The sequence below is a fragment of the Streptomyces sp. NPDC127129 genome (genome assembly GCF_042671585.1).
Lineage (GTDB): Bacteria > Actinomycetota > Actinomycetes > Streptomycetales > Streptomycetaceae > Streptomyces.
On the sequence record NZ_JBHXTV010000002.1, the window covers coordinates 266,468 to 289,793 of the forward strand.

The 23,326-nt window shown below is 73.5% G+C and carries 17 protein-coding genes; all 17 read right to left on the reverse strand.

Translation table 11 applies throughout. From position 1 onward, the window contains the following. Positions 1-50: 50 nt before the first annotated feature. Positions 51-3,236 carry a DUF4157 domain-containing protein gene (locus ACFVGW_RS04535; protein ID WP_385850751.1) on the reverse strand — a complete coding sequence of 1,062 codons (3,186 nt, stop codon included), beginning with the start codon at positions 3,234-3,236 and terminating at the stop codon, positions 51-53. Beyond that, the gene (locus ACFVGW_RS04540; protein ID WP_385850752.1) at positions 3,233-5,341 is read right to left on the reverse strand and encodes an ATP-binding protein; all 2,109 of its coding nucleotides are present in this window, start codon (positions 5,339-5,341) and stop codon (positions 3,233-3,235) included. Before ACFVGW_RS04540 ends, ACFVGW_RS04535 begins: the two co-directional genes overlap by 4 nt. Next, positions 5,338-6,588 (reverse strand): DUF4255 domain-containing protein, encoded by a 1,251-nt coding sequence (locus tag ACFVGW_RS04545; protein ID WP_385850753.1) that lies wholly within the window; start codon positions 6,586-6,588, stop codon positions 5,338-5,340. Before ACFVGW_RS04545 ends, ACFVGW_RS04540 begins: the two co-directional genes overlap by 4 nt. Positions 6,589-6,595: 7 nt before the next feature. After that, positions 6,596-7,102, reverse strand: a complete 507-nt coding sequence (locus tag ACFVGW_RS04550) for a hypothetical protein (RefSeq protein ID WP_385850754.1) — start codon at positions 7,100-7,102, stop codon at positions 6,596-6,598. A 93-nt stretch (positions 7,103-7,195) separates the two neighbouring features. Next, complete coding sequence (locus tag ACFVGW_RS04555) at positions 7,196-10,510, reverse strand: DUF6519 domain-containing protein (RefSeq protein WP_385850755.1); 3,315 nt, start codon at positions 10,508-10,510, stop codon at positions 7,196-7,198. Between the two features lie 16 nt (positions 10,511-10,526). Next, the gene (locus tag ACFVGW_RS04560; RefSeq protein ID WP_385850756.1) at positions 10,527-12,707 is read right to left on the reverse strand and encodes a hypothetical protein; all 2,181 of its coding nucleotides are present in this window, start codon (positions 12,705-12,707) and stop codon (positions 10,527-10,529) included. Continuing rightward, on the reverse strand, positions 12,704-15,343 hold the full coding sequence (locus ACFVGW_RS04565) for a baseplate J/gp47 family protein (protein ID WP_385850757.1): 2,640 nt from the start codon (positions 15,341-15,343) through the stop codon (positions 12,704-12,706). Before ACFVGW_RS04565 ends, ACFVGW_RS04560 begins: the two co-directional genes overlap by 4 nt. Beyond that, positions 15,340-18,084, reverse strand: a complete 2,745-nt coding sequence (locus ACFVGW_RS04570) for a putative baseplate assembly protein (protein ID WP_385850758.1) — start codon at positions 18,082-18,084, stop codon at positions 15,340-15,342. Before ACFVGW_RS04570 ends, ACFVGW_RS04565 begins: the two co-directional genes overlap by 4 nt. Continuing rightward, positions 18,081-18,446 carry a GPW/gp25 family protein gene (locus tag ACFVGW_RS04575; RefSeq protein ID WP_385850759.1) on the reverse strand — a complete coding sequence of 122 codons (366 nt, stop codon included), beginning with the start codon at positions 18,444-18,446 and terminating at the stop codon, positions 18,081-18,083. The genes ACFVGW_RS04570 and ACFVGW_RS04575 overlap by 4 nt, the downstream gene beginning before the upstream one ends. A 10-nt stretch (positions 18,447-18,456) precedes the next feature. Continuing rightward, the gene (locus ACFVGW_RS04580; protein ID WP_383291508.1) at positions 18,457-18,774 is read right to left on the reverse strand and encodes a hypothetical protein; all 318 of its coding nucleotides are present in this window, start codon (positions 18,772-18,774) and stop codon (positions 18,457-18,459) included. A 3-nt stretch (positions 18,775-18,777) separates the two neighbouring features. Continuing rightward, positions 18,778-19,305 (reverse strand): phage baseplate assembly protein V, encoded by a 528-nt coding sequence (locus ACFVGW_RS04585; protein ID WP_383291509.1) that lies wholly within the window; start codon positions 19,303-19,305, stop codon positions 18,778-18,780. Next, complete coding sequence (locus ACFVGW_RS04590) at positions 19,302-20,429, reverse strand: hypothetical protein (RefSeq protein ID WP_385850760.1); 1,128 nt, start codon at positions 20,427-20,429, stop codon at positions 19,302-19,304. Before ACFVGW_RS04590 ends, ACFVGW_RS04585 begins: the two co-directional genes overlap by 4 nt. Continuing rightward, entirely contained in the window at positions 20,422-20,802 is a 381-nt protein-coding gene (locus tag ACFVGW_RS04595) for a LysM domain-containing protein (RefSeq protein ID WP_385850761.1), read from the reverse strand. Before ACFVGW_RS04595 ends, ACFVGW_RS04590 begins: the two co-directional genes overlap by 8 nt. 1 nt (position 20,803) lies before the next feature. Continuing rightward, positions 20,804-21,439: a hypothetical protein gene (locus tag ACFVGW_RS04600; protein WP_385850762.1), complete on the reverse strand. Its 636-nt coding sequence runs from the start codon at positions 21,437-21,439 to the stop codon at positions 20,804-20,806. Next, entirely contained in the window at positions 21,436-21,699 is a 264-nt protein-coding gene (locus ACFVGW_RS04605; RefSeq protein ID WP_385850763.1) for a hypothetical protein, read from the reverse strand. Before ACFVGW_RS04605 ends, ACFVGW_RS04600 begins: the two co-directional genes overlap by 4 nt. Next, a complete protein-coding gene (locus ACFVGW_RS04610; RefSeq protein WP_385850764.1) occupies positions 21,696-22,568 on the reverse strand; it encodes a hypothetical protein in 873 nt (290 codons plus the stop codon). Before ACFVGW_RS04610 ends, ACFVGW_RS04605 begins: the two co-directional genes overlap by 4 nt. After that, a complete protein-coding gene (locus ACFVGW_RS04615; RefSeq protein WP_385850765.1) occupies positions 22,565-23,323 on the reverse strand; it encodes a hypothetical protein in 759 nt (252 codons plus the stop codon). The genes ACFVGW_RS04610 and ACFVGW_RS04615 overlap by 4 nt, the downstream gene beginning before the upstream one ends. Between the last annotated feature and the right edge of the window lie 3 nt (positions 23,324-23,326).

The following is a 23,326-nucleotide window of genomic DNA, read 5'->3' on the forward strand; positions in this document are numbered from 1 at the left end:
CGGCCCCGGCCACCAGCCGGCCCCGGCCACCGCCCGGCCGGGGCCGCCGACTAGAAGCCGAGGCCCGACCGGACCTGGGTCGCCACCCGGTTCGCGAGGGCGCCGACGTCGATCTGGGGGACGATCCACTGGATGTCCCGCGCCTCGGGGAGGCGGAGCGGCTGGTCGGACTGGTAGTGGAAGGGGGCGATCAGGCCGAACTCCAGGCCGGTGGCGTAGGAGTAGGACGCCAGTTGGTAGGGGAAGCGCCAGGTGCCGCCGACCGCCGCCTCGATCAGGATGTCGGCCTCGATGCGGAGGGTCAGGACGGGCTGCACGCTGATGCGGGCCAGGGTGTCGAAGGTCAGCACCCCCTTCGCGTACGCGAGTCTGGCGGCGGCGTCGAGGCCTCCGCGCAGCAGGACGCCGCCGGTGAGGGTGATACCGCCGGTGGCGCTGGCGATGGCCACGGACGCGCCGATCCCGGCGCGCACGAACATCTCGAGCCCCGCTTCGGCGGGCAGCACGAGGCGTGCCTCCGCGGCGAGTTCGGCGTTCATGTCCTCTTCGAGGGGGTTGAAGGCGCCGCGGATCACCATGTCCCGGATCTCGCCCGGTCCGAAGCGGTAGAAGACGGCAAGCCCGCCGCCGATGCGGGCGACCAGGCCCACCGCCCCGACACCGAGGGGGATCGCGAAGATCGGGATGTCGGGCAGGCTGTGGCGGAACAACTCGTGCCGGGCGCCGCGCGGTTCGAGGAAGCGGTACGGAGGGAAGCGCAGCTCGCCGGAGACCCGGAGCTTCCGGTCCCTGCCGTACTCGACGCCGACGGTGCCGACCAGGCCGGGGCGGATCGTCAGACTGCCGGTGCCACGTCCGCTGATCCGCCCGTCCTCGTCCAGCTGGGCTTCGAGCCGCCCCGCGAACCGGCCGCGTCGGAGCTCGACGGATCCGTCGCCGCTGAAGCGTCCGTCCCGGTAGCGCAGGGCGATCTCGCCCTCGGCACCGAGCAGGGCGAACGTGGTGCGGGCCGTTCCCGTGACCCGCTCGCCGTCGTAGGACACCGCGACGTTCACCGGGCGCAGACCGGGGACCTTCAGGAGGGCCTCGCCCCCGTAGAGGATCCGCTCCCCCGCGCGGCGAACGGTCAGCCTGGCGGGGCTGTCGCCCGGCAGCACCACGTCGATCTGGCCGCCGATCCGCCACGCGCCGCCGCCGACGTCGAGCCGCACCTCGCCGCCGCGCACGAGCCCGGACGGCCTCGACGCCCGTGCGACGAAGAAGCCGGTGAGCCCGGTCGCGGGGCGGTACTCCACGTCGCCCGTCGCCTCGTCGAGCCCGGGGATGCGCCCGACCAGCCGGCCCTTGGCGAACAGCCCCTGCGGGTCCACCCCCGCCTCCAGCCGTCCGGTGACCCAGGAGCCGAGGGCGAAGGCCAGGTGGCCGGTCGCCTGGAGCTGCGGGGCGATGCTGAGGGCGAGGGCGGCCTCGGTGACCTTGAAGGGCGGCAGGGACAGCCTGTCCGCGGGCGCCTGCGCCGAGCCGCGGAAGCCGCTGCGGTCCCAGTCCACGGTGATCGGGACCCGGGAGAGCAGGGGAACGCTGGGGGTGAGGGTCCCGTGGCCTTCGAGGCCCTGCTCCGTCGAGGACAGGGTGAGCCTGCCGGTGGACAGGTACGGATAGAGGAAACGGATCTCCTGTTTTCCGCCGCGCAGTGACAGGGTGCCGGTCGTGAAGGGGTCCTTCACATCGAGGGCGAGCTGCTTGTCCTCGGCCTTCGGGATGCGGATGGGCAGCCGGCTGCCGCCTCGTACCGGGTGCGCGTCGGAGTCGATCCAGGCGGTGACGGTGTGCGCGCCCTTGCCCGACGACGGCCGTGTCAGCTTCTCCAGCATGACGCCCGCGATCAGCTCCCGCGCGGCACGGTTCTCGGGGACGGCGCTGGTCTCGATGTCGTCATGTCCGTCGGCCGCCGGCTTGTCCGGCACCCGCATGTCCTGCCGGTTGGTTCCGCTGGCGAGGGGGTAGCGCTTGTACGCGGCCCAGGCGTCGGCCGCCTTCTTCAGGTCGTCCGCCGAGGGCCGTCGGCCGGCCTTCAGGTCGGCCTCCGCGGTGAAGTGCACCTGGAGCGCCGATCCCGCCGTGCGGGACGCGAAGGGCGGATCGAGCGGCCTCGCCTCCTTGCTCTGGGCCTGGACGGCGCTGTCGAACCACAGGACGACGTGGTCGGGCCTCTTGCGTCCCTTCGCGTGCAGCGCGGCCGAGACCGACGTCGCGGCCTGCTGCACGTGCCGGGCGATGGTGCGGCCACTGTCCTCGTTGTCGGGTCCGTCGTGCGGTGCCAGGTTCTCGGGCACGTTGGTGCCGCCGAGCTGAAGCTCGACGACGTGGTCGATCTGCGACTGCACGCCGTGGACGTACGGATCGAATTCCGTGCCCTTCGGGGAGGCGTCGCCGCCGGCCTCCTTCCACCACAGGGCGGCCTGGTCCCTGGGCCACTGCATCCGCAGCAGCCACAGTCTGCGCAGCTCCTTCGACGGCGCCCGCTTCTCCCAGAGACCGGAACTCGGGTGGCTCCCGGTCATCTTGACGACCGCCTGGAGGCCCTTGGCCTTGGCGATCGCGTCGTACGTGTCCCGCCACGGGCCTTTGGAGTCCGGGACGACGAAGGTGCCCAGGTTGACGCGGACCATGCCGGCCGGGTCCCCCGGAGAGCGCTGCTCCTCCCGGACGGTGCGCGTCTGGTCCGCGTAGAGGACCGTGTACTGGTCCTTGGCCTCCAGCTGGGTCCAGTTCATGTCGGCGCGACCGAGGAAGGGTCCGGACGGCCGCTCCCAACGCCACGAGGCGGGCAGCGGCTCGCCGCGCGCGTGGAACGCGGACGCCGTGTGCGCCTGTCGCTCCAGGCGGGCGTCGGCGTCCGGTGGCGCGACCGACGGGTGTGCCCGCAGAAAGCCCGGCGCCGAGGGGTGGCCGCCGTGCTGGGCGACATGGGCCAGTTCGTGAGCGATGAGGGACCGGCCGCGGCGCGACAGCGGATCGTACGCGCCCTGCGCGAAGACGACGTCGTTCCCCACGGTGTAGGCCAGGGCACCGAGTTCGCCCGTGGCCCGCTCCGCCTCGGGTCCCACGTGCACGCGCACCGGGGAGAAGTCGTGGCCGTAGCTCGTGGACATCTGGTCCCGCACGCCCGGTTCCAGGGGCGCGCCCGGTCCCTGGAGGCCCGAGGCGGCGGTGCTGTGGCCGGCGCCGCTCATGACGGGACCCAGCCGCGGATCTCGGCGGCGGCCAGGGGGCGTTCGAGCTTGTCGCACTCGATCCGCGCCGCGTCGAGGACATGGCGCATGCCCACGGGTGCGCCCTCGTCGGCGGCGAGGAACGCGGCGTGCAGGGCCAGCTGGGCGATGGTGCCGCCGCTGACCGCGAGCTGGGCCAGCCGGACCGGTTCGAGCCCGTCGGTGGGGACGCCCGGCGGGAAGGCGCCGGCCCACAACCGGGCGCGCTGCTCGGCGTCCGGGAAGGGGAACGTGACGACGAACCGCATCCGGCGGACGAAGGCGGGGTCGATCGCCTCACGGGCGTTGGTGGTGAGGATCGCGATGCCGCGGAAGGACTCCAGGCGTTGCAGCAGGTACGACACCTCCAGGTTGGCGTAGCGGTCCCGGCTGTCCCGTACCTGGGTGCGCTTGGCGAAGAGGGCGTCGCCCTCGTCGAAGAGCAGTACCGAGCCGGTCTCGGCCGCGTCGAAGAGCCGGGCGAGGTGCTTCTCCGTCTCGCCGATGTACTTGCTCACCACCTGGCTGAGATCCGCGGCGATCACGTCGAAGCCGAGCTCGTGGGCGACCGCCTCGGCGGCCGTCGTCTTGCCGGTGCCGCTCGGGCCGGCGAACAGCGCGGTGACCGCGAGGCCGCGTGCGCGCTCGGCGTACCCCCACTCGCCGTGCACCCGTCGGCGGCGCCGGACGTGGGCGAGGAGCGCCCGCAACGAACGGTCCGCCTGATCGGGCAGGACGAGCCCGTCGAGTCCTGCCACGGGGCGGCGTACCGTCGCGAGACCGTGCAACGGCCGTTCCGCGAGGGCCCGGCAGGCGCTCGCGACATCGGCGACCGAGGCGCCGGCCGGGTGCGGCCCGGCGGCGTGGGACCCAGCGGCTTGCGGCCCGGGGGCGTGGGACCCAGCGGCGTGGGACCCGGCGGCGTGCGGCACGCCTGCTGCTGGGGATCCGACGGCGTCGGGCCCGGTCGCGCCGGCACCTGCGTGGCTCCCGTTCCCGGTGACGGCGGCGAGCCGGCCGGAGCGTTCCACGGCCAGGGCGATGCCCGCCGGAGTGAGCGGGTGCCGCTCGGCGAGTTCCGTCGGGTCGTCGGTCAGACGCGCGTCGCGCAGCGCCGCGTCGAAGAGGTCACGGCGTTCGCCCGCCGAGGCGGGCGGCAGCCGCAGCACCGGAAGGTCGCTGCCGAGCGGTGCCTCGTCCGCCGACAGGACGGCGGGGACGCCCAGGGGCGCTCCGGCGGTCAGCAGCCGCATGCAGCGTGGCAGGGTTTCGGCCGCCGACTCGACGAGCAGCAGCCGCGGCCCGAGCCCCGCCTCGCGGGCCAGCAGTCGCGTCAGCGTGTCCATGGCGGGGGCGGTCTCGGGCAGGTCGAGGCCGTCGACTGCGAGCACCGTGAGCCCGATCCGCGCGGCGGCGTCGACCGCGGCCTGACGCCGGGTGAGCCGGTCCTCGCCGGTGAGGAGACAGCCCTCGGTGCCGGGGCCCGGGCGGACCAGCGCGGCCAGAGAGGCCACGACGGCACCCTGCCCGGGAGCCAGCCGGCACACCGGAGCGACGACCCGGGCGCGCCCGGCCAGCCGGTCGTCGGTCGTGTCGGCACCCAGCAGGGCGTGCAGGACGCGCTCGTCGACGGCGAGCGGCAGCCGGGAGAGGCCGCCGAACTCGGTGGGCGGAAGTTGCGCCGGTACGTCGAGCAGGCGCCAGCCCCGCAGCGGGGCGTCGGGCAGCAGGGCGCTCCAGTGCGCGTCCGGCAGCTCGGCCAGGGCCCGGGCGAAGGTGACCGGCCCGGTCGCCGTCGGCAGGCCCAGTTCGGGGGCGGCGGCCGCGACCAGCACGTCCCGTTCGAAGGCGGTGAGCGTGAACAGCCCGGCGAGCCGGTCGAGTGCCGTGGGCAGGCCCGTCGCCGTCCGGACCTCGGCGGCGAGCAGCTCGGCGGCGCGGGCCGGTTCGTCCGCCTCGTCCGGGCGGGCGTCGAGACGGGCCGCGGCGGCGGCCGCCACCAGGGCGAGATGCCGCTGGTTGTCCCGGGCCCAGACGCGGTCGCGATCGGCCGCGTCGATCCGGGTTTCGGTGTCGGAGAGGGTCACAGGGTCACCACCGGGAGGACGTACAGGCCGTGGGAGTCCAGACCTGGGATGCTGCGCGCGCCGTCGACCTCGAGCGTCACGCGGTACGGGCCCGCGGGTGCGTCGGTCACCGCGAAGTCCACCTGCGCGGTGGGGGGCGTGCCGGCGGGCAGCTCGGCCGCGAGGGCGAGCGACACCGTGGATCCGGGCGTCGTGGCGTCGAGGAGGAGCCGTACCCGGTTTCCCTGTCCGACCGGCGGGACGACCCTCGCGGAGACGGTTCCCGTGCGCAGTCCGGGCTGGTGACCCGTGCTGGTCGCGGCGGTGACCGTGCGGAGCGTGGGGACGACCAGGATGACGACCGGCGGGCTCAGCTGGGCCGGCCGCGTCGTGGACAGGCCGGGGTGCGCCGCCGGTCCGCTGCGGCGGACGGCGATCCGCCGTCGGCCGGGTGCGAGGACCGGGGACGGAAGGACGAGATGGGTGTCGTCCACCGCCGTGACACCGGTGGTGACGACGGCGCCGTCGACCAGTACCTCGCTGGTCTCCCCCTCGCGGGCGGAGAGCGCGTGGCCGTGGAGATGGAGATCGGGCATGGGGGCGGCGGCGCGGACGGGCGCGCCCCTGCCCTCGGGCCCGGCGGCGCCGTCGAGGCGTGGCGGGGTGAAGGGGGCGGCGCCGGCGAGGACGGTACGGACCGGGAGCACCGCGCCGGGGTCCCCGTCGCCGTCCACCAGGACCGGGCCCGCCGTGACGGCGAGTGTCACGGTGAAGGAGGCGGGCGGGAACAGGGCCCACAGGCGGGTCAGTTCATCGGTCGAGAGGGCCTCGGGCGTGACGCGGACCGGCTCGTCGGCCTGGGCCAGGTCGTTGCCGTCGATCTCGGGGTGATCCGTCTCGGCCTCGGCGAGCAGCGTGTCGGTGAGGTAGGGGACGGTGTGCAGGGCGGCCGCGGTCCTGGCCATGAGCGCCTGCGTCTGCCATTCGTCGGTACCGCGGAAGGTGAACAGATAGTGCAGGTCCAGCGCCGCTCTCGGCTTCTGCCGCAGCTGGCCGGCCGACGAGCGGGTGGGCAGATCGGCGAGGGACAGGGTCGCGTTGCGCGTGACCCGGTACAGGTGCACGCCGACGCGGGCCTGGTCCCCCGTGCTGTCGAGCGGGCCGGGGGCGACGACCGGCCCGGGGTTGATGCCCAGACCGTTGACGGCGTTCTGGACGAGGGTGGTCAGGGCGGCGGTGACGGCCGGGACGGCCAGGGTGTTGCTCATCGGGCGCTCACCACTGCGGGCTGAGGTCGTCGAGGTCGGTGTACCACTGCTCGATGCCGTTGATCAGGCTCGCGGTGACCTCGGTGACGGTCTGTTCTTCCTGGTCGAGGGCGGTGGGAAGACCGTCCACGTAGCCCTGCAGCGTGTTGTCCTGCTGGGCCGCGGTCTGCACCGCTTCGTCGCCGATCACCTCGCGCATCGCCGCGAGTTCGGCCTTGGCGTCCGTTTCGGCGCTCTGCGCGGCCAGGACGAGCGCGTCGAGTTCTCGCCGGACCTGCTCGATGAGGCCGTACAGCGCTGCGTCCACCAGGTCGGGGTCGTGGTCGCGCGCCTCGTCGAGCCGTGGCACGACCACGATCATCCCCGGCCGCAGCCGGTCGAGGTCGAGGCCTGGATTGGCCTCTCGGATCGCCTGCGCGGCCTGCTCCTTGTCGGCCTTGGGCGTTCTGGCCTTCACGAGCCGGGAGACCAGGGCGGCGACGGTCTTCTCCTGCTCGACGACGACGATCGGCATCGGTGTGGGGTCCTTCCGGCGATGGGATCGGAGAGTTCGGACACCCGAGGGAGCGGGCGCTCCCCCGGGGTGGCGCGGGCACCGGAGCCGCTGTCAGTGCAAGCCCTGGACGTTGAGGGTCAGCCACTTGAAGTCGATGGAGTGATCCGGGTCCATGGGGTCGTACGGGCTGATGCCGCCGCTCGTGATGTTGCCGAGGACGGCGACGTGGTCCGGCTCGACGTCGAAGTGGATCGACGGCATGCCGCCCCTGGCGCGGTTGCCGGTCACGGTCGCGGTCGCGGCCCGCACGGTGAGCGCGGTCGGGTCCGAGTCGCCGTGCTGGCGGAACTGGTTGGCGGAGACGACGGCGTCCCTGGCCACGTCGATCAGCGCTGCGGGGTACTGGGCGGCACCGGTGAAGGTGTTGGCGGTGACGACAGCGCTGACGTCGTCCGACGCGTGGCCGAACGCGGCGTCGGGGCCGATGAGGTACGCGAACCTTTCCCCGACGACGGAGATGTACCGGCCGATGTGCGCCGTGCGCCCGCTCCGATGCGCGTCGTCCTGGGGGTCGTCGCCCACCAGCAGGCCGCTCCACGCATTGTGGGTGTCGTGGTCGACGTCCTCGGGGATCCGCCGGCAGACATTGCCCTCGATGGTGGTGCGGTCGAAGACGGAGACGTGGATGCCGAGGAGCCGGTCGACGTCCATGGGATCGGACGAGCCGATCCTCTCGACGCTGTTGCCGTGGATGCGGGACTCCCGGCAGGCCAGCACGGCCACCGCGGTCCTGCGGTCCGGGTAGCCGCCCTCCTGCCCCTCCCGTTCCTCCGCGCCGTCCTTTCCGTCCCCTGCGTCCTTGCCCTTCCTGCCCTTCTGGCGATGCGCACGCTCCTGCTGGTCCTCCTGGCCGCCGCCGAAGTCGGTGGTGAGACCGGAGACCGTGTTGGATGCGACCAGCGCGTGGGTCGCACCGACGATGCGGATGCCGTCGGTGCCGTCGGCCAGGTTCCACCCGTGCGTGGTGATGTCCCGGACCGTGTTGCCGACGATCACGGCGTCGACGAGCCTGCCGCGCCCCTCGACCACGATGCCGCCGTCGGCGGCCCCTTCGATCGTGTTGTGCGAGACGTCGAGGTCGCCCGTGGGCACCCGTACGAGGACGCCCACCCTGTCGATCCGCGTGATGCGGTTGCCCGAGATGCGAGTGGTCCCGCGCAGGACACCGGAGACGCCGTCCCGCACCTCGACCCCGTTGCCCGAGCCGGTCTCCGGGTCCGGGTTACCGGTGATCGTGTTGTCCCGGACGGTGTATCCGCTCGCACCGACCTCGATGCCTTCCCCCATGGCCTGCACATGGTTGTCGGCGATGTCGAAGGAGGCCCATGGTGAGAGGGCGCCGAGCAGCCGCAGACTCGCGCCCTGCGCGTACAGCACCGTGTTGCCCCGGATGGTGTTGCGCTGGGCGTGGGCGACGCTGCTGCCGAAGTCCACACCCGTCCACCAGCACATCAGGAGATTCCCGCTGATCTCCAGATCGGCCGTCAGCAGATGCGCCCGGATTCCGCCGCCTTCCTCGTCCAGGTGCTCCCGGGCAGCGATTCCGATGCGGCTCGCGAGGTCGCAGTCCTGGACGCGCGTGCGCAGGCATGCGCCGGACAGCTCGACGGCGGGGCCCTGGCCGCTCCCCTCTCCGCCACCGACGATCAGCACGGTGAGCCGCCGAAGGGTGACCTCGGCCGTGACGCCGATGCCGATGCCGGGGCGGTAGCTGGTCGAGATCAGCGCGAAGTCCTCCAGTGTGACGAAGGTCGAACGGCCGATGTCGAAGCCGCCGCGCTCGGCGACGAGCAGAGTGCCGACGCCCTGGCCCCGGACGCGCACCGACCGGGCGTCCCGCATGCGTACCGGATCCTCGCCGAGGTGGTAGACGCCCGCTGCGAGACAGACGGTGCCGCCGTCCTCGGAGACCAGGTCGACCGCATCCTGCACGGTCAGGGCACCGCTGGCGTGCGATTCGGGGGTGACGCAGACGGTGCAGTCGCCGCAGTGCCCCCCGGTCGGCCACAGGGTGCGGCAGTCGTGCGCCTCGGAGGGGAAGGTGACGACGGCGAGGCGGGCGTAGTGGTGGTGCGTGCCCAACGGGGGCGCTTCGTCGAGTTGTTCGACGGTGGCGGTGGCCGTGCGCGCGGTGAAGATCCAGTGGTCGCCGGGACGGAAGACCCCGCCCGGCGCGTCCAGCGTCACGGTGATGCCGTGCTCCAGGACGACCGGCACGCTCCCGGCCGGCACCGTGACGACTCCCGGGGAGCCCGCGGCGTCGAGGTCCTGGAGCGTGTCACCCGTCGCGCTCTTGACCAGGCCGGACTGGTCCCACCTGCGGATCCGCAGGTTCCGACGGAGCGCCTCGTCGGTGGTGGCGGGCAGGTCGCCGGGCAGCGCCGGGCTGAAGGAGACCGTCCCGTCGCCGTGGACCGTGGTGATGCGGCGCATCTCGCCGGGCTGCTCGTCGAGTTCCCGGTGGTCGTCGAGGATCTCCACCCAGTCGTCCTTGCGCAGGCCGAGCACCTCGTCCCGGCCCAGATGCTCGGGCCGCAGCCGGTCGGGGGCGACCACCTCGACGACCCGCATGGCGACGGAGCCGTTGTCCCGGGACCAGGAGAAGGTGGCGGTACCGGGTTCTCCGCCGTCGTGGATCTCGACCCGGTAGGTCTGGTTCTCGAGCCCGCGGTAGTCGCCGCCGGGCGGCAGCGAGCAGGGATCGTCGGCGCCCGCCACCGTCGCCGTGCCCGTGGTGAGCCGGCCCGCGGAGGGGGTGAGGACCTCGGGCCAGCCGGGGATGTCGTCGTCCTCGGTGCTGCAGTCGATGTCGGGGGTGTCGGGCTCGTGCACACGCACCCGCCACACGGTCTGGGTGCGGGCCGTCGTGTCGACCCCCACCGCCTCCTCGACGAGGTCCGGCGCCTGGAGCGGGGTGACCTCGCGCTGCCACACGTCCAGATAGACGAGATGGGTGCCGGTGGTGGGCAGGTCCTTCGGGGCGGGCCAGTACGGCTGATCCGTGTACGGGGTGTCCTCCGTCCGCGCGGGCTCGGCGAGCACCGGGTCGAAGGAGGCGGACCCCGTGCCGTGGTTCTCGGCGAGGAGTCCGTCCACGTACATCCGGCCGCGGCCGATGGTGATGCCGTCGGCCGACGGCGTGATGAGGAAGGCGTCGGGGGTCGTGCGGGGGACCACGGCGACATCGGCGAACCCGTCCGAGACGCCGGGCGTCCCGAGGTCGGCGGCGGTGGCACGCAGGCGGCGGTCGAGGATCGCCACGAACTCGTTCCAGTCGGAGTCGAGCAGCAGTCGGCCCTGCTGCATGACGACGCCGGAGTGGTCGCGCAGCGCGTCGAACCGGACGCGGCTCAGATCGGCTCCCATGGGGAGGCCTCCTTGCTCAGGTCGCGTAGAAGAAGCCCGCTTCGAGTCCGAAGCGGAGGTACTCGTCGAGCCGCAGCAGGAGATCGCTCTCCCGGTGCGGGGTGAACAGCAGATGGGTCGCGCCCATCTCGCTCTCGTCGTCGGCCCCGCGCCGGATGGTGTCCGGCGTGGCGGTGTCGAGCTGGGCGTACGCGGGGTCGCCGTAACGCAGCGAGGTGAAATGCGGGAACGTGGCGCGGCGGATCCCGGGCGGATCCGCGGGGTCCGGACGGCAGCGGTAGCGGCGGCCCGTCCGCGAGCCCTCCGGCACGTAGCTGAAGCGCAGGCATCCCTGCTGGCGGCGGCGGGCCCACACGGCGGCCTCCCGGGGGTCGCCGGGGGCGAGTTCGGCGACGAGCAGGGAGTTCGAGGCGTCCAGCTCGACGGCGTGGATGCCTCCGATGACGGTGCATTCGCGCAGGTGGAGCCGGCCGCCGGGCTCGGTGCCGGCGCCCGTGGCCTGGGCGGCCGTGTCGGGGACCGTACGCGGGCCGCCGTCGGCAGGTGCGGCGCGCCCGCAGTAGGCGACGCCCGTCGGGGCGGAGGCGTCGACCACGCAGTCGACGAGGGTGACGTCGGCGCCCTCGACGGCGACGACCGGTCCGAGGACGCACCGGGTGAGCCGCACGCTGGCGAAGGGATCGAGGATGATCAGGGAGGCCCGCTCGGGGTGGGCGGGCCCGCCGCCGGCGGTCCGGCCCTGGCCGGGAACCAGGGTGCAGTCGCGTAGTTCCACCGTGCGGTTGCCTCCGTCGCCCTGCTCCTCCAGGACGACGGGTCCGCCGGTGACCAGGAGCCCGTCGAGGACGACCTCGGTGCGCGGCTCCATCGCGAGGCGCAGACCGGCCTCCGGGACGACGACCGTGGGGCGGGTCGCATCGTCGGCGCGTACCCAGACGGACGTGTCCGGACTGCCCGCCCCGGCCGTGGTGGTGCGCACGGTGTGCAGGTCGGCGTACCGGTCGGAGTCGGTGATGCGCAGCGTGCCGCCTTCGGCGAGTCCGTCGAGGAGGGACTGCTGCGCCTCGCCGTCGGCGACCTCTCGGTGGGGAGGCGGCGGCGCCGCGTCACCGCGTGCCGCGCCCCGGGCGCCCAGCGGCACGGCGAGGCCGTAGTGGTGGGTGGCGACCGGCTTGACCGCCTCGGGGACGGCCGTACCGAAGTACACCCGGCCGAGTTCGGGGTCCACCGCGACGCGGCCCGCGGCCGGTTCGTGTGCCCAGGCGCCACCGCCACCGGGCAGGTCCGACAGGTCGCACACCGTGATCTCGGAGGACGGTACGGGGGTGAATTCCCAGTGACCACCCGGGCCGCGCTCGCCCTGGGACAGCGACAGGCTGCGTCCGTCTCCGTAGAGGGCGTCGAGGCGGAGGCCCAGCCGTCGGCGGGTCAGCGGCAGGGGGACGTTCTCCGGCTCGGCGAGGTGGGTGATCTCCTCCTCGGTGCGCGGGGCGGCGAAGAGCGTCGCGTCGCTTCCCAGCGTGTCGAAGCGGTAGCGGCGCCGGTCACCCGGAGCATGCGGGGTGAGCGGGGTGCGGTTCAGGCGCACGGCTTCGGTGCGCCAGAGGAAGATGCCGACGTGGGGGATGGCGTACCGTCCGGCACGGCGGGGCGGGGCAGCGGTGATGGCACGGACGTCGGCGGTGTGGGCGAGGTCGTCGAAGGCGCCGTTCATGCGCGTGCCCCAGGACAGCGCCTCCGGGTCGCGCATGCCGGGGGTGGCCTGCGCGTGCGGCCTGATGTGGTTCATGTACTGGGTCGTCACGAGGCGCTCGAAGAACTCGACGGCGCGGGCCGGCCAGCCGGTGACGTCCCGGGCGAGCTGCTCCAGTGCGGCGGCGGTTCCCTTGCGGCGCCGGTAGGCGATGGTGTGGGCCACCTCGGCGCGGGGTGAGCGGACCTTCTGCGCCACTCCGTGCAGCAGGCGGTAGCCGATGAGGTCGCCGATGTAGGGCGCCACCCAGGGCGCGCAGGTCTCGATGAACTGGTCGTCGTACAGCTGCTCCAGGTCCTCCTCCAGGACCTCCAGCTGGGTGGCGAGCACGTCGACGAACTCGCGGAGGGCCGCGTCCCGCTCCGCGTCGCGCAGTCGGTACACCACCGGCAGCAGGGCGTAGAGCCGGTCGGCGGCGGTGGGTTCGGGCTGAGCAGTGGTCACGGCATCTCCTGGAGCCGGTCGAACGGGGTATCCGCGAGGGCGAGCAACTCGGCGGCGACCGCCCTGCCGTGGGTGTCGACCGACGCTCCCGCTGCGGGGAGGCGGCTCTCCAGAGCCGGTTCGTCGCGTTCGTCGCGGTACAGCAGGTCCAGGTCCACCGCGACCACGCCGGGCACACTCGCCGCGACGGCCACGACCTGCGAGCGGTGCACGGGCGCGGCCAGTCCGCGGACGAGCGGCGCGTAGGCGGCGCGCAGAGCGGCCTCGACGGCGGCGAGGACGAGCTTCGTCTCGCGTGCGGGGTCCACCCGCACGGAGAGGGCCAGCCGGAACCGCGGCTGCCTGGCCGAGCGGACCTCGACGCGGGCCAGCGGGTCGCCGTACCGGCGCAGGGCCGCCGTGAGGTCGGCGACGGTGGCATCGGGAGCGGCCGCGCCGTCGGGCCCGCAGAGGCTGACGACGACGGTCCGGCCGGTCCTCAGTCGCAGCACGTCGGCCCGGGCGAGCGAGATCCCGGCGAACGCGAGGGCGAAGTCGGCGTAGTCGCGCACCGAGACTGCCCGGCCGAGGGTACGGGTGGCGAGCGGCATGGAGGCCCGGGCGTGCGCCTCGCTCTCGGGATCGACCCCTCCGTCGGCGGCGACCGGGTTGGTGACGGCCTTGAGTCCGAGGGGGCGGTCCATGAGGAGCGAGAGCCGGTCGGCCGGGAGGTTGCCGGCGAGGCCGAGGCCCTTGCGGTACGCGGCGCGCACGTTGTGCGATCCCGAGGGGAGCCGCGCTCCTCGTACGCCGTCCCCGAACGCCACCACCACGGTGCCGTCGGGTTCGTCGCGGGTGGTGAAGACCCGGTCGCCGGCCTCGGCCCCGTACAGGGTGGCCCGTTCGCGCCAGGCGACCTCGTCGGCCCGGACGGTGAGCGTCGAGGTGAAGCCCTGCGGGGTGTCCGCCCGGACGTGGGTGAGCGGCCCGTGCAGCAGCGGCATGGCCGGGAAGGGGCGGCGGGCGTCACCGTCGCCGAGGACCTGGTGCACGGTCTCGCCGTGGGTGGCCTTCGCGACGTTCCCGAAGAGCACGGCGGTCGCGCGGTCGTAGCGGTTGCGGGGAGGTCCGGTCAGCGTGATCAGGGTTCGGTCGCCCTTGTCCTCCACGGAGCCGAGGACGACGACCTCGGCCGTCTGTTCCCCGGGGCCGTCGGTCGCGTCGGTCCGGTGGGTCGTGCCGTTCCCGGCGGCGAGGCGGCCGGAGAGCACGAGCCGGCGCCCGGGGAGCATGGCGGTGGCATCGCCCTGGACGAGGAAGGTGTCGGTGGTCAGCGGGGCGGGGTCGGGTGCCTCGACGACGGTGAGCGGTTCGGACACGGCGAAGACCGTCACGTCGCGCGGCGTCTTGAACGTCGGCCCGTCGGCCCGTTTTCTGCCCGAAGGCCGCTGCTCGCCGAGCAGAGTCAGGCGGGTGACCGTGCCCGAGGCGGCGAACTCCGCACGGGAGAACTCGGTCCGGTCCACCACCTTGTAGAGCTCCCGGTAGAAGTCGCCGTCCTCCTGGACGTGCTCCTGGGACAGCACCACCCAGGATCCGGCCACGACGTCGGACTGCGATCCCTCGAGGTCGACGACGGTGAAGTTCTTTCCGGACTCGGAGAATTCGGAGACCGCGGTGAACTTCGGCCACTCCGACGCGCCCGCCGTGCCTCCGTGCACCGACACGTATCCGGTGCGGAACGCCTCGTTCATCGCGGCCCACACCGGCGCGTTGTGGCCGAACACCCGCAGCCGCTTGCGCAGGACGAAGACTTCGGGCCGGTCTGCCGGAGGGTTGTACGGGGCGTGCGAGCCGAGCCCCCGGTCCCAGCGGACGTGTGTGCGCCGGTGCGTCGGGTCCGGCTCGACGCGGGTCACCAGCCGCACGTCCCATCTGTCACCGGCCAGGTCCTCGCTCGCGAAGAGGATCGCGTCGCCGGTCCGGACGGGGAGGGTGTCGCCGTCGAACCAGGCGTCGACCCGGTTCCTGACCGGCGGATAGGGCCTGGTGGGGACGACCGGCAGCGCGTTCCACGCGGCGCGCGCCGAGAGCTCCTCCACCGTCTCGAAGAGCTGGGGCAGTTCGCCGGGGCCCGGCACGCTCTGGACCCTGAGTCCCGGGGGCAGGTCGACGGCCGTGGGGAGCGACGGGGGAACCAGACCGGGGTCGGGGGGAAGCCCTGGAGGCAGGGCCGCTTCCAGGGGCTTCTCCAGGGAGAAGGCGAGGTGTGTCTCGGCGGCGACACCGGGCGCCGGCCGGTAGGCGACGAGGCGGCCGAGTTCCTGGAGCGAGACGCGTTCGGTGGCCGTACGCAGATAGGACTCGTTGGCGAGACGCTCGTTGTAGAAGGTCAGGACGTCGCAGACGACCGCCCAGGCGTCGATCACGGCGATCGTCGGGTCGCCGGCGTCGCGGGTGAGCAGCCGGTTCAGCCGGGGCCTGCTCGGGTCCGAGAGGGCGGTGACCATGCTCGACCGGAAGTCGCCGTGGACGCCGCTGCGGTACGCGATCTCGGGGAGTCCGGGCCGGTTGCCGACGGTGCCGGGGGTGCGTGCGGAGGTGCCCGAGCAGCAGCCGCAGGTTCCGTCGTCGCCGCCGAGGGTGGTGTCGGTCACCGGCCGCCTCCCAGGGTGAGACCGAGCATCCCGCGCTCGGGGAAGTTCGGGTCGTTGTCCAGCCGGGCGATCTCCAGCCGCCCCATCGGGAGGACTCCGCTGTCGAGCCCGCTGGTCTCGGGGAGACGCTGTCGCCGGAACGTGTGGACGTCCACCGACTCGACGCCGGGCACGGCGTGGACCTCGGCGAGGACCGTGGACAGATGCACCGGCTGGCCGAAGGTGAGGCGGTCGGGGTGGAACAGGCCGCGGCCGCCACCCGGCAGGGTGGAGTCGCCGAGCCGGGCGAGCACCGCGGCCCCGACGTCGGACCGCAGGTGGGTGCGTTCCACGCACACCCGCAGTCCGATCTCCAGCGGAACGAACGCGGGGCCGTCCACCTCCAGGTCGTAGCCGGCGAGCCGGTACCGTTCGAGCCGGGCGCGCAGCTCGCGTTCGAAGGCGGCGTCGACGGGCTTGCCGCCCCGCCGGTCCGCGGTGACGAACACGCTGTGCCAGGAGCCCGTCCATCGCAGGGTCGCCGCCGCGCGCTGCACGGCGCCGACCCGTTCCGTGACGTCGGCCCAGTCCGCCGCGGTCACCGCGCGTTCCTGTACGGCGAAGGCCCGGGGCGCGTCGCGGCGGATCTCCTCCGCCGATTCCGGGTCGGTGCCGCCCGAGGCGGGCAGCGGGTTCTGTACGGAGACGACGCCGGCGACGTCCGTCACGGCGTGGGCGATCGACTCGGCGCCCACATTGCCCGCGCGGCCGTTCCCCACCCGGTAGCGGGCGTAGAACCGCGTGCCTTCCCGGGGGCGCATCCCGTGTTCGTCGTCCCCGAACCGCAGGCGTACGGTTCCGTCGTGTTCGGCCTCGACGGTGAACTCTGCGGCCGCCGCCGCGCTGTCCAGCAGGTCGGGCCGCACCTGCCAGTACCGGAGGTCGCCGCCCAGCTCGCCGAAGAGGCCGATGGCCGGACGCGCCGCGCGGGGCTCGGCGGCGCGGACGGCCGACGCGGGGGCGCGCTGCTCCGACACCAGCAGCTGGTCCCACATGAGGACGATCCGAAGGACGGTCGTGCCGTCGCTGATCGACCAGATCGGGTCGGCGCCGCGGACGGTGACCGTTTCGCCCGTCGGCTGCCGCCCGTGGGAGCGCAGCAACGTGCGGAGTTCGTCGTCGAAGGTGAGCGCGGTCAGCTCGGCCAGCAGGGCCGGTGTGACGGTCTGCTGGAAGAGGATGTCGGCGGGGTGCGCGACGGCGTGGGTGAGCGGGCCCCGGGCGAGCCTGGGACGGTAGCGGACCGGTACCGGGCCCGGTGGGGTGGCCCCGCCCCGACCGGGCCGGTCCACTCGGCTCAAGCGGGGTGCCGGGACGGGTCCGAGGGCTTCGCCGGGGTCGTCCCGTCCGGGGACGGTCAGCCCGTGGTCGGCGAGGACGATGTTCCCCCAGGCCCGCGCGGTCTCGAGACCGCCCTCGACGACACCCAGGCAGAGCGGGAAGGGCAGGGCGTCGTCCTCGTGCCAGGTGATCTCGGTGACGGGCAGCGGATCGGCCGTCTGCGGATCCTCGAACAGGCCGCCCACCGGGTCCTCGGAGCCGCGGACGTCGACGAGCCGGACGGCCCAGCGGCGGGTGGGGTCGGCGTCGGCGGGTTCTCCGGTGGTCGGCGACACGGTTTCGGCGAGCACCAGGACGTCTCCGGCCCTCAACCGGCGATGGTCTCCGCGCAGGGTGGCGGAGGTGGCGCCCGTCGGCAGGCAACAGCCCTGGTCGCCCCAGGTGTGGAAGCGCATCTCGGCCAGAGCGGCATGGAGTTCGGCCGCTTCGACCGTCTCGAAGACGACCGGCTGCGCCGCGAGCGCCGACCGGTGCTGCGGGGACCCCGGCTCCATCACCGGTGGCGCGTCCGGGACCGTGGTCAGCAGCGGGGTGCCCGCGGGCAGCTCCACCGCTGCTCCCTCCTCGACTCCGATCCGCATCCAGACCCGGGCGTTGCAGCCCTCGTGCACGCGGTAGTCGACGAGCCGGGCGTGCCGGCGGAGCGAGATCCGGCTTCTGGCGGTGCCGAGGTAGGCCTCGGTCGCCACGGCGTCCTGACGGTAGGACAGCTCGTCCGCGACGTAGGCGAGGAGTTCCACGAGGACCGTTCCGACGTCCGCCGGGTTGCGCTCGGTCCACTCGGGTGCGAGCAGCGAGATCCGGTCCAGCATCAGCCGCCGGAACCCCTGGTAGTCCTTGGCGAGGTAGTCGATGGCCGGGGCGATGGGCGGTTCCGGCACGCAGGTGTCGGCGGGGGCGCAGTCGAAGTCGCTCGGGCACTCGACCTTGAAGGCGAACTCGGCCTCGGCGAGCAGCGGGTCGAATCCGGCGGGCGGCAGGTCGGACTCCGGTCCGGCGACGAGCCGCAGCCGGTAGGTGGAGAAGTCCCCGCGCTGTTCCGTGCGGACGACGACGACATGGTCCGGTTCGTCGATGCCGGCGAGCAGCTCGGGCGGCACCTCGGCGCTGTCTCCCGCCGCTGCCCACTCGACGGCCACGTCCGGGATGCGCTCGCCGCCCTCGACGACGATGTTGTCGCGGCCGAGTCCGGCGGGCACCGGACGCACCAGCCGGACGTACAGGACGCGTTGGCGGAGCGCCGGGGAGGGCGCGGCGGTGTCGAGGACCTCCACGTACTCGATGCCGTTGAGGTCGCTCAGGGCGCCGGCCTGCTGGAGTGCGAGCAGGCGGCGCGGCTTGCGGCAAGGGAAACGGGTCATCGGCGGCCGCCAGGGGTGCGGACGGTGGCGACGGCGCGGGTGCGGGTCCTCAGGACCACGTACGAGACGGTGATCAGCAGTGCGGAGTCGACGGCCTCCACCTCGACGGCGTCGGCGGTCAGGACGTGGCCGAGGTGTTGTTCGAGGGCGCTCTGCACGAGGTACTGCGTGGTCGCCGCCGCTTCGGGGCCGCCCGGTTCGAAGACGAGCTGCAGGAGCCCGGCCCCGAAGTCGGGCCGCATCACCCGCTCTCCGGGCGAGGTGAGCAGCAGTTGCTCGATCATGTCCCGCACGTGGTCGTCCGGATCGGTCGTCGCCGTGCGGCCGCTGCCGCCGATGTCGTAGGGGTGATCGATGGTCATGACGCCTCCCTCATGAGGCGATGGCCCGGGTCTGGGCGGCCAGCGGGGTGAGTGGGGTGCCGGTGGGGGTGCACACCGAGGTGCCGGACTGCAGTGCGACGGGTGTGCCGCCGGCCAGCACGCGTACCGCGCCGGCGAGCCACTGGGCGGTGACGCAGGGCGGGGTGGGGGTGCCGGTGAGTCCGCACCCGGCCACGACGTAGGGGGTGGCGAGGGTGACGACGGGCTGGCCCGAGACCGTCACCCGGGGGAAGGGCGTGGTCGGGGTGGCCTGTCCGGCGTGGGTGCACAGCACGGTGGCGCCGAGGTGGAGGATCGGTCCGGGCATCGTTCACACCACCGTCAGCGCGCCGAGGTTGATGTCGGTGGTCGGCCCGGTCAGGGAGATGGTCGCGCCCTTGCCGTTGCTGATGACGATGCCGACGTCGCTGACCGAGATCATGGCCCCGGTCGCCGTGGTGATCAGGATTCCTCCCGTCGGGCCGGGTGCGTCGCTGATCACCAGGCCGTTCTTCAGCGTGGTCTGCAGGGTGATGCCGGCGACGCCGGGAGGCACGGTGTGCGACAGCAGGGGGACTTCGGCCGGGCTGCCCCAGTAGCCGCCGACCCAGACGGGGTGGTCGGCGTCACCGTGCTCGTACTCGATCCAGACCCCGGAGCCGATCGGCGGCACGGCGAAGACACCGGTGTTGATCCCGGCCAGGGGCAGACAGGGCGTCGCCCACGAGGACGGGCTCGGCGACACGTCGGGGACGAGGGCCTGGATCCGGCCGATCTTCAGCGGGTCGAGGTTGTTGACGACGGTGCCGCGGTATTTGCCGAGGTAGCCGGTCACGGCGGCGGTCCGGGTCTGGGTCATACCGGCACCGCCGGGACGGTGGAGACGACGCCGTTGCGGGCGAGCGAGAACGTCTGGGAGTACGAGCCGCGGCGGATCTCGTGCGACACGCGGGTGACGTAGTAGAGCCCGTCGAAGGCGGTGCCGGCGCCGCGTACGCCCACCAGTCTGCGCGAGCGCAGCACATGGCCGTACTTCGCGACGTCGAGGGTTCCCGTGGCGAACACGGCGTCGGAGTGCTGTGCGGCGTGCGCGACGCCCTTCATCACGGCGGCGAGCGGGCTGAGGTTCGCGGTGTCCGTCATGCGGTGCAGCTTCGGCGGCACCGGGGGGACGAGGCCGAGCGGCGGCCGGACGGGGGCGATGTCGGGGATGGGCAGGTTCAGCGGGGCCTTGCTCGTACGTTCCTGGATCGCGACGATGGGAAGCTCCCTCTTCTCCTTGTCGAAGGTGAAGTTCAGCGCGGCGACGTTGTCGTGGGCGGCGTCGAGCCCGACGTTCAGCGCGGGCTGCGGTGCCCCGAGCCGGATCTCCGGGCCCCAGTACGCCTTGCTGACGCCGGGCACCGGTCCGGGTTCGACGTAGAAGACGTGGCCGACCTCCTTGGCGAGGGCCGTGAGGTAGGCGTAGTCGGTGCCCTGGTGGACGGGGATGCGGTCCACGGGGATCGGCACGTCCTCCAGGAGGCTCGGGATCACCAGGGGCGCGCAGCCCAGTGCCGCGTACTTCGAGAGGACGGTCAGGGCGCGTACCGCCGGCGACATCGCCGGGTAGGGCAGGCCGTCGAACGGGATCAGGTCCATCACGCAGGTGAGGTCCTTGCCCTTCACGTGGAGCACCGACGTGGGGCCGGCCGCCGACATGTCCTGGTGCGTCACCACACCGTCGACGAGGACCTCGGTGACACCGCGCACCGTGACCGCGACGACGCAGCGGAACACCGGTACGGAGACCGGGAAGAACGCCTGGACCGGGGAGTCCTTGGGGATCGAGAAGGTCAGCTCGAAGCCGCTCTGCGCGTCCCCGGAGCCGCTCTCGACCTTGAGGCCGGTCAACGCGTCGATGACGAAGCGCGGGGCGGGCACGGGGACGGCGGGGCCGAGGAACAGCTGCAGCCGGACGGGACCCGGGGGCAGGTCACGCATCGGCAGCTCCCGGCACACCCTCGGGAAGGGTGATGCGCAGCCGGCGCCCCGGCGGCAGCGCCATCCGGGCCGGGTCGATGACCCCGTCGGCGTCGGCGAGTCGCCACCACAGCTCCGGGTCGCCGAGCAGCCGGGCGGCGAGCAGGTCGCGGCGGTCGCCGGCCACGGTCGCGTACTCGTGGAGCAGCGCGAAGCGTTCCGGTGACGGGCACAGCCGACGGCGGAAGTACGGGACGGGCGGGGCGGGTTCCTCGCCGGGTCCGGACGGGCGGATGTGGGCCGTGACGCCGACCTCGGCGTAGCGGCTGGTCGGCGGGAGCGACACGGTGGGAACGGCACCGGCCGCGAGCAGTGCCTGGAGTGGGTCGGGCACCTCAGATCACCTCCAGTCCGAGTGCGGACAGTGCGGCCGAGCCGGCGCGGGCGGCCAGCGCCTCCTTGTTGCGCAGATGGCTCATGAAGAGCGCTCCGCCGCGGTGGCCGAAGCCGAGGTCGTCGACGGACAGGACGCGCATGCCGAGGGTGACCTTGGCGCGGATCGGGTTGAGCGAGGTGTCGAAGGCCTCCTCGGCGATCGACAGTTCGGTCACCCGGACCGGCAGGACGCGCTGCCGGCTCCATACGAACAGCGTCAACGGCGACTCCGTGGGAAGGACTTCGAGCACCCCCCGGGCGGCCAGGGCGTCGTTGTCCGCGAGGGCGGTCGCCCGCGGGTTGACCAGCAGTTCCAGGGCGGCGAGCTGCGGATGGATACCGAACTCGACGGTGCTGCGGTTGTCGGCCGGGAACTCGAGCCGGTCCGTCGCGTCGATCTCGGCCTCCAGGCGGAGCGTCTCGACCGCGACGCCCTTGAGCCGCAGCGCCTGACCGGCGTCTCCGCCCGCTGCCTGGACCGCGACGGTACGGGTCAGTGCGTCGGGGTTGTACTGGAGCGCGATCGTCCGCAGCGGGCGGCCGGTGGACACGTCCACCTCGACGAGACCGCCCTTGACGACACGGGGCGAGATCACCTCGCACCTCCCACGGCCGTCCAGATCGCCTTCGCGGCCTGCGCCCCGAGCCTGTCGGCGTTCGGCGCGGGGGTGCGGGCGAGCCGGGGACGCACCACGGGGACGGTGCCTCCGGTGAGGCAGGCGGTGTCGGCGCCGGCCGCGAGGTCGCCGAGGGTCCGCTCCAGACCGGCCACCACGGAGTCGGCCTGGGCCGGTGTCAGGCCGCGCAGCACGATCTCGTCGACGACGATCCGCACCCTCGGCTCCCCGGCGCTCATCGCACGTCCCCCGTACCGCGGAGGAAGTCGCCGAGGGAGAGCGGGCCGGTGCCCGCTCCCGCCCCGCCCGGTGACGGGACGTCCGGCTCCGGCGGCACGTGCGCCGGCGGGACGGCTCGGATCTCGACCCTGCCGATGCTGATCGTGACGGCGGGCGCCGGCTCCGCGCCGGACCCGACGGGCACGGCCCCGGCGTGACGGGTCATCACGGTCAGCGGTACCGGTGGGGGAAGAACCGGTACGGGCCGGGCGACGGGTGGCCCGAGCGCTTCCCGGTGACGCCTCGGAGGAGCGCCGTCCTGACCGGGTGGCGCGGCAAGGCGCTGTGCTCGGATCTCTCCCGGCTCCCGCTCACCGGCGGGGAGCCGGGGCGTACGGCCTTCTGCCGCCGGGGCGGGCCGTACGACGGCCGGTGCGAGCGCCGATGTGACCTCGGCGTTCCCGGACGGGGCGGGAACCGGCGCGGCTGTCGGCGGAGGGGACGGCGCTGTGGACCGGTCGTCGGTGCGGACTGCGTCGCCGCTGGGCAGCCCGTGCGGCGCGGTGTCGGCGACGAGGGCTGGGGGCGGCGGAGTTCCGGGTGCGGGGCGGACGACCGGTGGCGGCGATCCGTACGGCGCGTCCGGGGGTGCGGTGACGGGCCGGTCGTCGACGGGGCGGCGGTCCGTCACGGTCCGGCGACCGTTCTCCTCGCCGTTCCGCGACGGCGCCGCGCCCGGTACCCCGTCGGGCGTGGTGTCCTGTCCGGTCCGGGCGTGTTCCCGGGACGGCGGCTCGGCGGTGGGGTGAGAGGGCAGGAGCGGGACGGGAGCCGGACGGGGGCGCCGTCCGGAGGCCCGGGAGGCGAGCCGCAGCAGCAGATCGGTCATGGCGACTCTCCCGTGACGATGCGGACGTAGTGCTCCCGTCGCGGCTCGCTCAGCGCGAGCACGTCGGTCTCGGACCAGCCGTAGGAGCGGGCGAGCGCGTCGACCTCCATCAGCAGCCGCCGTCCACGGGACTCGACTTCGGCCCAGACGAACGCAGCCATGTCGAAGTCGGCGGTGAACGCGTGCTCGCAGTCGGGGCATCGGAGGTCGACCAGAAGGTCGGCGAGCGGGTCCGCGGACGCCATGGCCTCGCTCAACGCCTCACGCAGCTCCACGGGGAGAGCGACGGCACCATCGGCCACCCTGCCCTCCTCGTGCCGCACGTTCAGCAGGCAGCGCTCCAGGAGCAGCAGCGCGCCGCGGACCGGGTCGTCCGCCTCGGGCCGCTCGGCCATCGCCTGGAGATCCCCGTAGGAGGGGCATCGCCAGTCCACCGCGTACCCGCCGTGCAGCAGGGGCGGTGGGGCGTCGACGATCTTGTCCTCCAGAGCGAGCAGTGATTCGGTCGTGGCCTGGAACTCCACGGTTCCGTGGCAGCCCGGGCAGCCGACCGTGGCCGCCATCCGGGGACCGGCCAGCGCGTTCCGCAGCCGCAGCAGCAGCGCGGTGACGCGGCCGATGGGCCGTTCTGCGGGCGGGACGGAGACGGTGCCGTCGTCGGCCGCGGCGGCCAGGACGAGAGCACGGGCCTCCGGGGAGGTGTCCCGGCACTCGTCCCACAGCCGCAGCACGTCTCCCGCGGAGAGTGCGCGCACATC

Coding starts and splice junctions, on each gene's coding strand:
- ACFVGW_RS04545 (WP_385850753.1), bottom strand. CDS start 6,588: ATGAGCAACACCCTGGCCGTCCCGGCCGTCACCGCCGCCCTGACCACC.
- ACFVGW_RS04580 (WP_383291508.1), bottom strand. CDS start 18,774: ATGCCCGGACCGATCCTCCACCTCGGCGCCACCGTGCTGTGCACCCAC.
- ACFVGW_RS04550 (WP_385850754.1), bottom strand. CDS start 7,102: ATGCCGATCGTCGTCGTCGAGCAGGAGAAGACCGTCGCCGCCCTGGTC.
- ACFVGW_RS04610 (WP_385850764.1), bottom strand. CDS start 22,568: ATGACCGATCTGCTGCTGCGGCTCGCCTCCCGGGCCTCCGGACGGCGC.
- ACFVGW_RS04570 (WP_385850758.1), bottom strand. CDS start 18,084: ATGACCCGTTTCCCTTGCCGCAAGCCGCGCCGCCTGCTCGCACTCCAG.
- ACFVGW_RS04605 (WP_385850763.1), bottom strand. CDS start 21,699: ATGAGCGCCGGGGAGCCGAGGGTGCGGATCGTCGTCGACGAGATCGTG.
- ACFVGW_RS04575 (WP_385850759.1), bottom strand. CDS start 18,446: ATGACCATCGATCACCCCTACGACATCGGCGGCAGCGGCCGCACGGCG.
- ACFVGW_RS04585 (WP_383291509.1), bottom strand. CDS start 19,305: ATGACCCAGACCCGGACCGCCGCCGTGACCGGCTACCTCGGCAAATAC.
- ACFVGW_RS04555 (WP_385850755.1), bottom strand. CDS start 10,510: ATGGGAGCCGATCTGAGCCGCGTCCGGTTCGACGCGCTGCGCGACCAC.
- ACFVGW_RS04590 (WP_385850760.1), bottom strand. CDS start 20,429: ATGCGTGACCTGCCCCCGGGTCCCGTCCGGCTGCAGCTGTTCCTCGGC.
- ACFVGW_RS04535 (WP_385850751.1), bottom strand. CDS start 3,236: ATGAGCGGCGCCGGCCACAGCACCGCCGCCTCGGGCCTCCAGGGACCG.